The sequence below is a fragment of the Paenibacillus caui genome, from assembly GCF_019904135.1.
Taxonomy (GTDB): domain Bacteria; phylum Bacillota; class Bacilli; order Paenibacillales; family Paenibacillaceae; genus Fontibacillus; species Fontibacillus caui.
Genome location: NZ_JAIOGQ010000034.1, coordinates 19,355 through 33,976, shown reverse-complemented (window position 1 = coordinate 33,976; position 14,622 = coordinate 19,355). Strand labels below are relative to the sequence as shown.

At 47.7% G+C, this 14,622-nt stretch carries 12 protein-coding genes and 1 pseudogene; 12 read left to right on the top strand and 1 reads right to left on the bottom strand.

Annotation, left to right across the window (positions count from 1 at the left end; translation table 11 throughout):
• Positions 1-25: 25 nt before the first annotated feature.
• Positions 26-679, bottom strand: coding sequence for a TetR/AcrR family transcriptional regulator (locus K7397_RS17830; RefSeq protein ID WP_337926755.1), 654 nt, complete (start codon positions 677-679; stop codon positions 26-28).
• A 398-nt stretch (positions 680-1,077) separates the two neighbouring features.
• Here K7397_RS17830 and K7397_RS17825 point away from each other — a divergent pair.
• The 12 genes and pseudogenes from K7397_RS17825 to K7397_RS17770 all read left to right on the top strand — a co-directional run.
• A pseudogene (locus tag K7397_RS17825) lies at positions 1,078-1,425 on the top strand (response regulator); the annotation flags it as partial.
• Between the two features lie 265 nt (positions 1,426-1,690).
• On the top strand, positions 1,691-2,362 hold the full coding sequence (locus tag K7397_RS17820) for a PspA/IM30 family protein (protein WP_223069430.1): 672 nt from the start codon (positions 1,691-1,693) through the stop codon (positions 2,360-2,362).
• A 63-nt stretch (positions 2,363-2,425) separates the two neighbouring features.
• Positions 2,426-2,932 carry a DUF4178 domain-containing protein gene (locus K7397_RS17815; protein WP_223069429.1) on the top strand — a complete coding sequence of 169 codons (507 nt, stop codon included), beginning with the start codon at positions 2,426-2,428 and terminating at the stop codon, positions 2,930-2,932.
• Positions 2,933-3,102: 170 nt separating this feature from the next.
• Positions 3,103-3,720, top strand: coding sequence for a TetR/AcrR family transcriptional regulator (locus K7397_RS17810; protein ID WP_223069427.1), 618 nt, complete (start codon positions 3,103-3,105; stop codon positions 3,718-3,720).
• Positions 3,721-4,010: 290 nt separating this feature from the next.
• Positions 4,011-5,546, top strand: coding sequence for a carboxypeptidase M32 (locus tag K7397_RS17805; RefSeq protein WP_223069425.1), 1,536 nt, complete (start codon positions 4,011-4,013; stop codon positions 5,544-5,546).
• Positions 5,547-5,576: 30 nt separating this feature from the next.
• Positions 5,577-6,464: a GNAT family N-acetyltransferase gene (locus K7397_RS17800; RefSeq protein ID WP_237691026.1), complete on the top strand. Its 888-nt coding sequence runs from the start codon at positions 5,577-5,579 to the stop codon at positions 6,462-6,464.
• A 134-nt stretch (positions 6,465-6,598) separates the two neighbouring features.
• A complete protein-coding gene (locus tag K7397_RS17795) occupies positions 6,599-7,135 on the top strand; it encodes a CAP domain-containing protein (RefSeq protein WP_237691025.1) in 537 nt (178 codons plus the stop codon).
• A gap of 203 nt (positions 7,136-7,338) precedes the next feature.
• Entirely contained in the window at positions 7,339-8,256 is a 918-nt protein-coding gene (locus K7397_RS17790; RefSeq protein ID WP_223069421.1) for a copper amine oxidase N-terminal domain-containing protein, read from the top strand.
• An 823-nt stretch (positions 8,257-9,079) separates the two neighbouring features.
• Positions 9,080-11,572 (top strand): DUF5704 domain-containing protein, encoded by a 2,493-nt coding sequence (locus K7397_RS17785; RefSeq protein WP_237691024.1) that lies wholly within the window; start codon positions 9,080-9,082, stop codon positions 11,570-11,572.
• Between the two features lie 223 nt (positions 11,573-11,795).
• Positions 11,796-12,608 (top strand): GDSL-type esterase/lipase family protein, encoded by an 813-nt coding sequence (locus K7397_RS17780; RefSeq protein WP_223069418.1) that lies wholly within the window; start codon positions 11,796-11,798, stop codon positions 12,606-12,608.
• A 28-nt stretch (positions 12,609-12,636) separates the two neighbouring features.
• Positions 12,637-13,626, top strand: coding sequence for an ABC transporter ATP-binding protein (locus K7397_RS17775; RefSeq protein ID WP_223069416.1), 990 nt, complete (start codon positions 12,637-12,639; stop codon positions 13,624-13,626).
• A complete protein-coding gene (locus K7397_RS17770; RefSeq protein ID WP_223069413.1) occupies positions 13,619-14,608 on the top strand; it encodes an ABC transporter permease in 990 nt (329 codons plus the stop codon). Before K7397_RS17775 ends, K7397_RS17770 begins: the two co-directional genes overlap by 8 nt.
• Positions 14,609-14,622: the final 14 nt, after the last annotated feature.

Here is a 14,622-nt window from a genome sequence, read left to right as displayed (position 1 = left end):
ATGTCAATATTAAAGATAAAAAAAATTACTCCGGTCTGATGATCGCTAAAGCTGTTTCAGTCACTTGTTCCAGTACAACCATTAGCTGATCTTTTATCACTTTTTCAGACGTCTCTTTCTTGTGCAACTCCTGCTTCAGTTGGCCTAGATAGTTCATACCTTGGGATACGGCTCCCCAGAATTGCATGGCCATAAGGCTTGCGTTCCCTTGACGAATCGTTCCTTGCTTCATACCTTTCTCAATGGCAGACGTCATCGGCTGAATGAATGCTTTCACCCATTCGAAGGAAGAGAACTGTTCTTCGGTGTACAAGTAGTGGATATCTAGACTAATGCGCGTGTAGAAGCGTGATACCGCCGGTTCTTCCAGAACCTGCCTGCAAACTAACCGTGCATACTCGCTGAACAACTCAAATACAGATGCTTCCTGCCCGAAATGGGAAACCGTCGTTTGCTGGGTCTTGCTCATCATATGCTCATACAATTCACGGAACAAGGCTTGCTTGTTCTCAAAATAATGATACACCAAACCGCGCGCCAGACCAGCCTTTGTGGCGATATCGCCAATTTCGGTAGCGGAATATCCTTTTTCCGCATACACAAGTATGGCTGCCTGCAAAATTTCCTTCTTCCGTTGTCTGCGAATTTCTTCATTCTGTTCCTTCGTACGTGGGGACACGAGTAACCCTCTTTTCATTGACATTCATGTTAACCAAAATCATACAGGTAAGACGGATGGCTGTCAATGTGCACGAATGGAACACCATACTCATCCCTCCCCAAGCACAAACGTGTCACATTGCACAGCAAAGGAGCTAGCGGTGATTTTCCGCTTGGTTTTTCTTATTTTCCGGGGTCCGGAGCAAATTGCCTGAATACACCTCGAAGTGAACTCCCTGCTTGGTGGGGGTATTTTACATAACGGTGTTCTGGGGTTCATAAGCTGTTTCCAGCATGACATTCCAAAAGTTACCCATGTTTACATTTGATCAGTCTTAAGCTATTATCGGATTACAACATGGAAAGCGATTTCATAAATGTGGATAAAGGATATAAATGTAGAGGCTGATTGCATAGATGTATAAGTTAATACTGGCAGACGATGAAGCGGAGGTTCGGGAAGGACTGCTTAAGCAAATCAATTGGACAAAGCATGGCTTTACTGCGGTAGAGACTGCCGAAAACGGCTAGGAAGCCGCTGAAATCGCCGAGAAAATGAGGCCCGATGTCGTAGTTACGGACATTCAGATGCCGTTCATGAATGGGCTTCAGCTTGCGGAATGGATTCGCGAAGGCTAGCCCGCCACCCGGATCATCATTTTGACCGGTTTTGAAGAGTTTGAATATGCACAGAGAGCGATCAAGCTGCAAATTGACGAGTATGTCCTGAAGCCCTTTTCCTCGAAAGATCTGGAACAGACCTTAGCACCTGAGGGCAGATTTGGAACAATAGATCCGGTTATAAACGGAATGGCTGTCCCTTAAGCGGTTCTTGCTGCTTGAAGGGATGGCTTCTTCGTATTTGATGATCCGGAATATCTTTTTGGGTAACCCATTGGCAGGCAAAGCCGGTCCATGTAAAATTGAATAAAGGAACTGGAATATTTTCTCTGAAAAAAATGAAACGTTCTAAAGGTCCGGTCCGTAAACATGATTATTAAAACATATTCATTCGGGAGGATATTAAACCATGTCTATTTTTAAAAGATTGCGTGATCTCACTATGTCCAATATCAATGCCATCATCGATAAAGCGGAAGATCCGGTAAAAATGACGGATCAATATATCCGGGACATGCAGGAAGATTTGGAAGATGCGGAGAAGGCGGTAGCGGCTCAAATTGCGATTGAGAAGAAATTCAAGGCTCTCTATGAGGAGCAGGAGGAACTGGTCAGCCGCCGCAACGAGCAGGCCCATACCGCCGCCAAGGCCGGCAATGCGGATCTGGCCCGGCGCGCGCTCGAAGAACGGAAGGCAGCCGAAGAAAAGCTTGCACAGTACAAAGCGAGCTTTGAACAAAACAAGGCAGCCGCAGACAATCTTCGCGCCAAGCTGACTGAAATGCGCAAACAGCTTACCGAGCTGAAGAACAAGCGTGAAACGCTGGCAGCGCGTTATAACGCGGCCAAGGCTCAGAATGAAATCAACAAGGCGATGTCCGGCCTGGGCTCCGATTCGGCTGCAGCGGGTCTTAAGCGGATGGAAGAGAAAATGCTCCAAATGGAAGCACAGGCAGAAGCATCAGGCGAGCTGAATACCGGCACCAAATCGCTTGATGAGGAGTTTGCCGAACTGGGCAAAGACAAAGAGGTTGATGATGAGCTGGCCGCGCTGCTTAAGCAGTACGAGAAGCAAAACTGATCGAATTTAGAGTTCTTACCTGCGAACCCGGCATAATCTTGGAATGACAGAAGGAGAAGCTGTATGGGTGTAATGAAGAGAATTGGGCGCCTGTTTGCGAAACCGGAGCCGCCGATCAAGGAGAAGAGCATGCTGGAGCTGGGACCAGGGGACTTTTGCGAAGTCTCTCTGATTACGTACCAAGTAGTCGGAAGCGTCCGTAACCCCGCCCGGAATGCGGTTGTGCTCTCCTTACAGGATGGCAATGATATTAAATATCTGCACATTGAAGAACGGGAATTACTGCAATATGTTTTGTATGACGATATTAACGGAAGACTGGATAATCCTCACGAGGTGCCTGCTGAATTGGTGATGGACGACAAGACCTATTACCTGGAGGAGGAATACGAAGGACGTGTGATCGTGACCGGGAGAACCCCTTTTCGTCAAGGAGGGAATCAGCACGTCTGGCAGTTCCAGGCTGATGACAATGCCCTCCTGCGGATTGAGTGGCAGGACGGCAGGTTCATGCTGTACGAAGGGAACAAAGTCATTTCCGGGGATGTTCAGGTCATTCGATCAACCTAAAAGCAGCGGGAATAAGCAGGAAAATATGCTACATGAACAGCCAGTGAGCTTCGGCCGATGCCGGGGCACGCTGGCTGTTCATGCGCTTCGCAGTCCGTTTGTGCAGATTCCCCAATCTGTGCTAAATTGAATTAGCGATAACATGAACGAAAAATAAAGAGGTGTAAGCTTTGCCGCCTATTGTTTCCGACGACTATAAACTGAAGAAGAGACAGGAGATACTCGCGAGCGCGCTTGTTTGTTTTGCCAAAAAAGGCTACCAGCAGGCAACTATGGACGACATTGTAGAGCAGTCGGGCGTTAGCAAAGGGGCGATCTACAACTATTTCAGCTCAAAGGACGAAATCTACCGGGAAGTCATCAATCAGGATACGCTGATATTGGACCGGATCGTCAAAGACGAATTGCAGACGCAGGGCAGCGCTGCGGACAAGATTTCTTTCCTGTTTGATACATATTTGAGCAACAACCACAAGGAGTCGCCCTTGAAGGAATTGTTTCAGGTGTTCTATGAGCTCAGGCTGCAGTCGTGCCGGGATGAGAAGATCGCGGAGTTTTTGAAGCAGCGGCGGGAGCACTCTTTTGTCAACCTGGTGAAATCGATCGTTGTAGATGGCCAACAAAGAGGCGAAATCAAAGCCGGGCTGGACGCGGAAATACTAGCTCATACCTACTGGGGCATGATCGACGGCGCATCGATCTGCGTAGTTACGGACCCGGATTATCCGTACAAGGAAGCCTTGACCCAAATGAAGAATATGTTCCTTGCTTATTTAACTCCTGAGTAATGCCGTCTATCTCTTGAAGCAAATTGACCGTATTCGCAAAATAGCGCCGATGGTGCATGCTTAGCATCCCCGTTAAGTAAGCGGAAAGCTGAAGAGTTCTCCCGTTACTTTGCGGGGATTATTATATTTTTCGGAAGTTAAACCACGTATATTTTGAATTGAACATTGGTAAATTTTATGCTTTAATTAAATAGACTACTGAGTCTATTTCACGCAAGGGATGATTTTCAGGGTGGCTTGATGGAAGATGAGCAACCATCCAACTTCATTATCCAAGGAGGAAATACATAATGGAAAAAAACATTTTGGATCAAAACGTCCAGACCGCTTTGGATCAATTCAAGGCGCTGGATGCGAAAATCGTCCATTTTGCAAGCGTATCGGGTTTGCTTGAATGGGATCAGAAGGTGATGGCCCCGAAGAAAGGGAGAGCTATTTTTGCCAAAGCCATAGGAACAATTCGAACGGAAGCTTTTAAATGCAAAGTATCGGACGAAATGAAGCAGCTTCTGCACACCCTTTCGGCAACTGATGTGTACGATAAGCTGGATGACATTTCCAGGGCGCAAGTTCGGGAGCGGAAAGCCGAATATGAACGTTCCCAAAAAATACCCGAAGACATGTACCGGGATTATGTCGTCCTGACGGCCAAAGCCAATGACGCCTGGGAGGAAGCGAGGGAGAAAGACGACTTCTCTATCTTTTTGCCCTTTCTTAAGCAGATCGTGGAGTATAACCGCAAAGCGGCCCAAATTTATGGCTACGAGCATCATCCTTACGACGCCCTGCTGGATGAATATGAACCCGGCCTGACCACGCAGGTGTTGGACCCGCTGTTTGCCGAGCTTCGCAAGAGCAGCGTGAACCTGCTGGAAAAGATCAAGAAATCCACCAACCAGCCATCGCCGGAAATATTTGAGCAGAAGTATGACGTTCAGAAGCAGCAGGCGTTCAACCGGTATCTTTTGCCTCTTATCGGGTTTGACTTGAATGCGGGAAGGCTTGATGAAACCGTGCATCCGTTCGCGCAGCCGATCAACACCGGAGATGTCCGGATTACAACCCGGTATATCGAAACCAATGTGCGCTCCGCTCTGTTCGGCACCATTCATGAAGCGGGTCACGGCATCTATGAACAAAACATGGATCCGAGCTTGGAGGACACCGTTCTCTCCGAAGGCGCTTCTTTCGGGATTCATGAGTCGCAGTCCCGCTTTCTGGAAAATATGGTCGGACGCAGCTTGGCGTTCTGGAAGCATTTTTATCCGGAGCTGCAGACTTATTTCCCTGAGCAGTTGTCACAGGTGGAACTGCAGGATTTTTACAGGGCGACTAATAGGGTACAGCCTTCCATGATCCGTGTCGAGGCGGATGAGCTGACTTATAACCTTCATATCATGCTGCGTTATGAAATCGAGAAAGCATTGATCGGCGGGGAGATCGAAGTAGAGGACCTGCTAGTCGTCTGGAACCGGAAAATGAAGGAGTATCTGGGCGTAACGCCGGCTTCCGACCGCGAGGGCGTGCTGCAGGACGTGCACTGGTCTTTTGGCGGATTCGGCTACTTTCCGTCCTATTCGCTCGGCAATCTGTATGCGGCCCAGATTTTACATACGATCGAGCGGGAATTGCCCGATTTCTATGAGAGCCTTGAAAAAGGCGATTTTTCCCAATTGATGGAGTGGCTGAAAACCAAGGTTCACCGTTACGGCAAACTGTATACACCTCAGGAGTTAATCATCAAGGTGACTGGCGAGCCGCTGAAGGCCGAATATCTGGTGGATTATCTGGAAGACAAATACAGCCGGATTTATGGCTTGAAATGATGAATTGGGGCGAGGAGGAATCGGGAGGACATGGGATTGGTTGAAATCAGAAGGCTTTCGGAGTGTACGATTGAAGAAGCCGTTAAAGCATGGAACGACGGGTTTGAAGGCTATTATTTCGATGCAACGACAACGCCCGACCAGTTTATCAAACGGATGGCAATAGAAGAGCTATCGCCGGAGCTGTCCATTGTGGCTTTTAAAGGGAACGAGCCAATCGGCATTGTAGAAAACGGAGTCCGCGATCTGAACGGCAGCAAAATCGGCTGGAACGGCGGAACAGGGGTTGCGGCCAAATATAGAGGCACAGGTGTCGGAAAATTGCTGATCGAAGCTGCCCTCTCGGTTCTGAAGGAAGCAGGCGTAAAGCTTGCCACGTTGGAAGCAATAAGCGAGAACCATAAAGCGATTTCCCTGTATGAAAAAATGGGTTACGTACAGGTTGACGAGCTGGAGCATCTAAGCCTCAAAGGACCAGCTCCGCAGCCCTTTCACCTGACAAGCGGCGGAAATTATACGGTTGAACGCGCCCCGACCGTCCGGGCCGGTAAAATCCCGTTCTACAAAGCCTCCAATCCATGGCAAACCCACTGGCAAAACGCCAAAGACAGCGAGGCCGTCATCGTCAGGGATCTGGCGGGTGAACCTGCTGGCTATGCATACTTTAAAAAGGTGTTCAATGCCGAGGGCGACCATATTACTACGGTTCTGTACCAATGCGAGGCGGCTCCCGGGCATCCCGACGCCGTCAACCTTCTCAAGGTGATGGCAGCCCATGTTTTTGGCGACCTGCAGGACGACATTAACCGCGTCGTCCCCAATTTGCCGAAGGGAGCCAGCGCGCTGACTGGGGTAATGTTGAAAAGCCTTGGTTTTACTCCAATGGTGCAGCAGGTATATATGACGAAGGAACTGTGACAAGCCGGGACTTCTCAAGAGGAGACTCTTATTACTGCATCTATTTCCGTAAATATCCATGTCGCTTTCAGTGACCGATTAGACAAAACATGTTAAAATGTGACAAGAACACCTTTTCACTGGGAGATATGGACATGGGGGAGAGAAATATGCAGAACAACAGACGCAAGGGGACTCTGCTGCAGCTATCTCTAGTTGGAGCAGCATTGGTAGCGGTCTCCTGCTTGTTAGCAGGAGGAACAAGCACTGCGGCGTCAGCGAAACCTATCAGCGCACCTGCCGTCAAATATGCTCAAATTCAGGCTAATCATGCCGCTCAGGTCGTCAAGCTTGTGAACAAAGAAAGGGCTAAAGCCGGCTTAAAACCGCTTATTGTCCACTCCAATTTGACAAAGATGGCCAAAAACAAAGTCATCGACATGTACCAAAATAAGTACTTCAGTCACACTTCTCCTAAATTTGGATCTCCTTTTGACATGATGGACAGCTATCATATTTCTTTTACATACGCAGGCGAAAATTTGGCAAAGGGTCAGAGAACACCATCGGAAGTAGTCAAAGATTGGATGAACAGCCCCGGACACCGGGCCAATATGCTGAATTCCCATTATACCTTAATAGGAGTAGGCTATTATAATGGATACTGGTCCGAAGAATTTGTTGGAAAGTAATTGAATGAATTGTTAATTTTTATGTAGTCAAAATTCATAATCAACGCTATAATACAAGAACAAAGTCCCATAACCATATTTATCCATGGTGAAGAACACCTCCGGCATGAGCATCAGTGCCTGGGGTGTTCTTTTTTCAATGAGACTTTATACATAGTGAGGAATTTAGGATGGAACATCAAAAAAATAGGAGCGTGTTTGTGATGAAAAAAGTATTGATGACTGTACTGGCGGCAGCTGTAGGGATTTCCGCGTTGTCTGGATCTGCTTCGGCAGCTTCGATTAAGCGTGTTGACAAGCCTCAAATTCAAGTGCTTGTTGACGGCAAGAAGATGACTTTTCCGGATGCCAAGCCTTACATTGATTCTTCCCGGCATGTGCTTGTTCCGATTCGCTTCATATCCGAAAAGCTAGGCGCCAAAGTAGGCTACAGCGGTGAGAAGACGAAGACCGTCAGCATTTCAATGAATGGTCAAGAAGTTAGCCTTACAGTTGGCCAGTCTAAAGCTGTGGTCAATGGCATAAGCAAAACTTTTGATACGAAGGCCGTGGCCAAAAACAACCGGGTGTTTGTGCCGCTTCGCTTTGTTTCGGAAGCGTTGGGACAATCGGTGAATTGGGATAAAGAAGGAAGCTGGGTTTGGATTGGGAAGCAGGAAGTGCCGGCCATTGAGGATGTGACGACGCTAAAGGATATTAGTGGGTATAAGAACTATTTTAAAGAAAAAGAGAATTTACTTAAAGATGGTTTCGGTAACACATTCTCTTCGGTAAGAATAGTTTCCACAGCACAGTTGCCGGTGAAATTTCAGTACACGACTATTTATGACATTTGGAAAGTTACAGATGGAGAAAACTATGGGATTCAAATTCGGTATAAAGGAAATGATTTTCAAATTTTTCTGCTAAATAAGAGTTTTCCAAGAACCAGATCTGGTCATGTAACTAAGTTGTCTGATGGAACAAAGATTGCTCAGTATCTTTTAAAAGACTCAGTAGATGGGTTTGTTTTTGGAGATAAAAATTGGGACAAGTTCTCATTTTCCTCGTTCGATTATATCAGCTTTGTTTCTACTTACGGTGAAGATAGCATCCACCTCCTGGCAAACCCCTTTAAGTAAGGCATGAAGGGACGATTGTATGAGAATAAAGCGATTTATTACATTGTTCATCATTCTAACCCTGCTGATGCCTTCGTTCGTTGTACGGCCCCGCGTTTCTGCAGCAGAAACGCAAGGCCCCTACACACTTACGACGACTAAGAGTACACAGGATGAGAACATCTACTACACTGTCGGGATGTTCTATATTGACTACTGGACGAATTCTAAAGGTGAATATATTGCTGACCCATATACGGGTGAAATAATTCGAGCAGGACAAACGGTTGATCGGATGCACTATGATTGGGTGTATCAGTTCACTTTCTCAGGTCGAAAAGTAAAGGATATATCGGCTAGTGTATATAAAAATTATGTTAATGGTGAGACTGCTTCGTGGGTCACAAAAATGTATAACGCCGCAAGACCAGGTACAAGTTGGGAAACCATTTCTCAATACGTGGGGAAAACAATTAAAATAATAAAACAAGACAAAGATATACAAGGTGATACTGCAACGATTACAATTAACCAAAGTTCTGTAACAAATTCAGAGGAAACTTCTTTTCTTTTAGATACAACTGGTTTGGCATCAGGAGTTAGGGGATTTCGGACGTATTATCCGGTTCTCATAAAAATCCAACTAGAACCCCTTGGCGGAACGGCGTATATCAAGCATTTCACCACAGACGGCGTAAGCCTGGATGGGGTTGATGGGTTTAAGAACTACGAAACGAAGCTGGAAATAGGGAAATCATATACGTTCCCCCACACTCCTGACACAGCAAATTATAAGTATAAAGGCTGGAAGAAAAGTGTGACCGGTCCTCCATCCGGAGGCACCATGGAAACCGGCGATCCCTGGCCGCTCGATCCTTATGAGGGTGGATATGACTACTATATTAATCTCTACTATGAGGGGGCGGCCCCACCAGATCCGGAAGAACCACCACCCCCAGAATCGAATTGCACGACACCGACGCCGACGCAGAGCAAGGAAGCTCAGGTTATGGATCCAAACGTTAGCGCCGTGATCAAGGCGGACAGCAGGGGAGCTGAGCGATTTGATGTGAGGGACGGTATTCCAACATCGGAAAGCCTATATGGTAACGTCATAGCGAATAACTATTTATTCCATCATAAATTTGTGCAAATGACCGGCAAATGTACGATTAATGTGACGGTTACCCGGGATTATAACTTGACCTGGGACCCGGGGAAGGAAGTGACTGGTCCGGACGGGAAAACCCATACGGAACCGGATCCCCAGCAAACCACCGAACAGCTATCTCAATCCGTTACCATTGAGCGACCTTATTCTTTCTGGGTCATTGATAGCTTGCAGGTATACAACATCAACGAAGCCGATCTATGGAACTATGCTTTTGCGTCAAACGGAATCAAAATTTTCCCAAGCGGCTATTCATCGCCGTATTACTCTTTTTCTCACACCGGAGGATACACGCCGCCAGATGTACCAGACAGCATTGAGGCTCCGCCAGGCAGCAAGTCAGGGGGAAAAGAAAAACCGGACATTTCAAACGAAGATTTAAAACCCTTTGCCGAAAAAGAAATCGAGAAGGTAAAGGTACAAAACGATACTTTCACTTTTAATGGCAGCACAATCATGGATGGATCAGAGCGAGAGCGGACGACTCCAACTCCCACGCAAGTTCCGGCTCCGGCGCCGATCGGCCAAAATGTTTTGGACAGTCCAGGGAATATGATTCCGAGCAGTAAGGTCAATAAAAAAGATCAGCCGAGCAGCGGAACGATCTATTACGGCCTGATGAGCCCCAATATTGGCGGCGGGGCGGACAATAGCTTTTCCATCGACGGCATAAATCCGGTTACTGTACATACTCCGGTTGTGATATTTCCCGAGATTACGGACGATAAGGCCCACAACCAGAAAACGAAGCCGGATGAATCGAGAGCTGCTTTGATCCTGGACAGACCTTTTACCGTTACGCTGCCAACGGAAGGCAAGCATAACGATTATAAGGGCTATGGAACAAGGGATTATGCGAAGTATACGGCCTACAAACAGGTGATGTTTGAATTTGATGTTTATAATGCGGATAAGTCAAGGTATATCCAGGCCAATACCTGGATTGACATTCCCGTGAGTCAATTGGAAGCAACATTCTTTATGCCTGTGTGGGTGGATGAAGGGCCTTACACGGTCCATTTCCGGTCCATTGCAGAAAATGCGCCGAATGGATATTCGTCCGGGCAGCAGGCCAATCTCGATTGGCCGGACCATGCAGCCGTTGATTCCATTGATGTTGAAGTGATCGGGCGGCTGTACGACTTTCGGATTACCGATATAACCGATTACAATTGGGAAGGCGTGTTTCGAAGAGCGCTCGGGAAATTGCTTGCTTCCGGCGCCTCATATTGGGTAGGTTTACGCGATATTGACGGGGGTTACCGGGGCAACGTTTCACCCTTCAAGCTCCCGATTTACCCGGGCAGCCATCCTGATTCAGCTTTCAAGAACGTTGCGGTAAAGACGGGATATGCATTCCGGTTTGATTTCAAAACGAAAGGAAATATGTTCTCGAACCAGGATGAAATACACATTTCCCCATCTTTCGATTATGTCAGTGAGGACGGAAGATTTAGGTTTCCCGTAGACCTGTATTACCATAGCGGAAATCAAAAGTTTATCAAAATCGGTTCCGAAGAGGATCGTGTGCAGAGAGCGGTTATTTTGAATGAACCGTTAAGAAACGTGCCGGAAACCGAACTCATCGATTCGGCATTATACAGGTATGATCGCGAGTACGGATTCGGCGAAATTGCTGCAATCAGCCGCGAAGCGTTTGTAGCGAAATTTGTGAATGTTTTTTCAAAACGGAGGGTGACGGCAGGTACCTATCACAGTCTCCTGTTGACCGGGGATATCCGAACGTTGATCGGTCCGAAAACGGAGGTTCCTTTAAGTGTTGATCCGCAGCGGGCGATCGCAGCCGTTCAGAAATGGTACGGGGAGTACAGCCTGCCCGCTGAAGTATATGTCGCTAAGCAAGGAACTGATTTGGCGGAATATGGACGTACCCATGGCGGCCTGACGGATCGGTCGGACATTTTTTTAAAAAAAGGATACATTATCGTCAATTTTGATTTAGAGAGTCTGCCGGGAGGAGATGCTGCTCATCCCAGACTGCAGTATATTCACGCCCCGCTCATGAATCAATGGCGGCTTGAAGGGTATGAACGGCGTGTTGCGGATTATGCCGGTAACGTATTTTCGCTTAAGGATGGAGACGTCGTCTTCTATCATGCCGGATTGTCAAGCCGCGACGATTTCCGTCCTCTAGTGACTCACTAGGAACCGGATCAGCAGTATATAGCAATTAAGCAAGGACTGGCACTCACTCTGGTAGCTGCCAGTCCTTACGTTTTATACCCTGCCGAATGAATATGGACCAATACTCCTGTGATTTAAAAAGAGCACGTCTGCATGTGAAAATTTGCAAATTGATTTCAGAAGTTTTATGTTAGGTACATACTCCAAAGAAATGCGTACCAGTTTATGACAAGGAGGCATCCTCATGCGATCATCGTCCAGAGTCTGGAGAATCGTCAGTTTTTTATCGTTTGTAACGACTTTATTGCTATTATGCGGTTTTATTTATGCCGTGAAAGACATTACATATCCTTCGGCATCCAGTGGAATGGAATTGGTTCCGAGTACGGATCAGAAAGACCAGCCGGCCGTATCACCTGGTCAAACAGGCATTGTTGTCATTGGCGATTCGCTTGCCAAAGGTACGGGAGACGATGAGGGACTGGGGTTTGCGATGCGAACGGTTCAGCTATTGCAGGAGAAGGATAAAAATCAGGAAGTGAGACTGTTTGGAAATTTAGGCATTAACGGCCTGACGACGGATAGCTTGTCGGAAGAACTGAAAGAGAAGGGCGTTCAATATATGCTGAAGGAGGCCAATGTCATTTTGCTGTCCATCGGGGGCAATGACTTGTTTAATGGTGGGCAGGCCCTTGAGAACGGAGATGATCTGCCTACAGCCAAGGAACTGAATGCATCGATTGACGCGGCTTCCGTAAAGCTTAAATCCGTTGCCAAACAAATTGTTGCGATCAATCCTGACGCTACCCTTGTATACATAGGATTGTATAATCCCTTCTCCGACCTGCAGGAAATGAGAAGTATCGGCAATACGGCAGCGGCCCGTTGGAATATGCTGGCTCTCGAAACCTTCAATCCGTATAGGAACGCATTGGTCGTTCCGACTTACGACCTGTTTGCCGGCAATGTGTCCAAGTATTTGTCCGGCGATCATTTTCACCCGAACGGGGAGGGCTATCAGCAGATTGCCGAACGCATCGTGCAAAGTTTGAATTAATACGTGACAGGAGAGTGAATCTTGGTACATGCAGCATACATCCATCAGTGAGCAGCGTGACTCTTCAGGCAAAACGGTATTGCAGGTCAAGCATTTGAAGAAAAAGATCGGCAAAAAGTGGATCATCCATGATGTGACGTTCGATGTGCGGGAGGGCGAAATATTCGGTTTCCTCGGTCCAAACGGGGCCGGTAAAACAACGACAATCCGCATGCTGGTCGATCTGATTAAGCCGACAGAAGGAACGATTGAGATTTGCGGGTTTAATGTCCACAAGGATCCCGAGCGGGCCATGGGGTATATAGGCTCTATTGTCGAAAACCCTGAGGTGTACTCCTACCTGACAGGCTGGGAGAATCTGGAGCAGTTCGCCCGGATGCTGCAAGGCGTGGACGATGAGCGGATCATGGAAGTCGTCGAAATGGTGCGGCTGGAGCAGCGAATTCATGACAAGGTGCGCACCTATTCACTCGGCATGAGACAGCGGCTGGGCATCGCCCAGGCCCTGCTTGGCAGGCCAAAGCTGCTTATTCTGGATGAACCGACCAACGGCCTGGACCCGAAAGGGATCAAGGAGATGCGTGATTTTATCCGCAGATTGGCGGCAGACGGCATGGCCTTATTCGTTTCCAGCCATTTGCTCAGCGAAATTCAGCTGCTGTGTGACAGGGTCGCAATTATAAGCCATGGCCAGGTTCTGGCTGTAGGAAAAGTGGATGAACTGATCCAGAACAACTCCAATTATGTCGTATGGGAGGCGCACCCCCGGGAAAGTGCCGTTGACTTTTTTGCAAACAAAAGAATCAAAGTTATTGACGACCCTGAACAGATTCTTGATGATTCGGTTATGGCCGGAATCAGCCCGGAGGCCATCGTTACCCAAATGGAAGGCGGGCAAATGGCTGAATTTGTCGCTTTGTTTACGGAGCAGGGAGTACAGGTTCAGTCGGTGTACAAAATCAATCCAACGCTGGAACAGCTGTTCCTAGAATTGACGGAGGGTGAGTCCATTGAATAGCATCATACCCCTCATCAAAAATGAAACGGTGAAAATGGTCCGGAAAAAGCGGTTTTACGTCATTTTGCTGGTGCTGCTTGTTCTCGTTCCGATGTTTACTTACGCTCAAATGAAGATCTCGCAGCGGAATCAGGAAAAATTCGGCTCCGACTGGCGGAGGTCCGTGCAGCAGGCGATAACCGACAATCAGAATTCGCTCGGAAGCGCCCGCATACCGGAGGAATGGAAAAAATTCCGCCAAGTCTACATCCAGCAGATGAAATATTATCTGGATCATGACGTAAACCCGCAACAGCCCGGCGCTGTAACCTTTACGCGGGAATTTATGGACAATGCCTCTTCCTTGTTTATTCCGCTCCTGATCATGGGAATCGGGTCGGATATCGTCTCCTCGGAACGGACGGCTGGAACGGTCAAGATGCTGCTCACCAAGCCCGTTAGAAGGTGGAAGGTGCTGCTCAGCAAGCTGATCACGCTGATCATGTTTGTCTCTTTAACCGTCGTTTCGACATTTGTTATTTGCTATGGGATTTCCGGACTTGTGTTTGGTTATCAGGGATTTGACATGCCTGTATTTGCGGGGTTCCAGCTACAAGGCAGCAATGTGGATCTTTCGGCTGTGCATGCTCTGCCGCAGTGGCTGTATCTTTTCATGCAGATGGGTCTCATCTGGTTTGTCGGCGTCGTCGTTGCGCTGCTGGCTTTCATGATCTCGGTTCTGGTGCGAAGCACGGCGGCAAGCATCGTCATCATGATGGCGGCGCTGATTGCCGGCAGTATCCTGACCAACATGGCCTCCGCCTGGACAAGCGCCAAATATTTGTTTATGGTCAATCTGGAATTGACCCACTATTTGTCCGGAACTCCGGCGCCGATCGAGGGAATGACGCTTGGATTCTCGCTTGCCGTGCTGGCCATTTGGGGCATCGCCTCACTGGTTGTTTCCTTCACCGTCTTTACGAAACAGGATATATTGAATTAAAATGGACAAGAATA

Bases quoted from the DNA above. Each gene is read 5' to 3' on its own strand.
- K7397_RS17820 (WP_223069430.1), top strand. From the start codon at position 1,691: ATGTCTATTTTTAAAAGATTGCGTGATCTCACTATGTCCAATATCAAT.
- K7397_RS17815 (WP_223069429.1), top strand. From the start codon at position 2,426: ATGGGTGTAATGAAGAGAATTGGGCGCCTGTTTGCGAAACCGGAGCCG.
- K7397_RS17805 (WP_223069425.1), top strand. From the start codon at position 4,011: ATGGAAAAAAACATTTTGGATCAAAACGTCCAGACCGCTTTGGATCAA.
- K7397_RS17800 (WP_237691026.1), top strand. From the start codon at position 5,577: ATGGGATTGGTTGAAATCAGAAGGCTTTCGGAGTGTACGATTGAAGAA.
- K7397_RS17795 (WP_237691025.1), top strand. From the start codon at position 6,599: ATGGGGGAGAGAAATATGCAGAACAACAGACGCAAGGGGACTCTGCTG.
- K7397_RS17790 (WP_223069421.1), top strand. From the start codon at position 7,339: ATGAAAAAAGTATTGATGACTGTACTGGCGGCAGCTGTAGGGATTTCC.
- K7397_RS17785 (WP_237691024.1), top strand. From the start codon at position 9,080: ATGGAAACCGGCGATCCCTGGCCGCTCGATCCTTATGAGGGTGGATAT.
- K7397_RS17780 (WP_223069418.1), top strand. From the start codon at position 11,796: ATGCGATCATCGTCCAGAGTCTGGAGAATCGTCAGTTTTTTATCGTTT.
- K7397_RS17775 (WP_223069416.1), top strand. From the start codon at position 12,637: ATGCAGCATACATCCATCAGTGAGCAGCGTGACTCTTCAGGCAAAACG.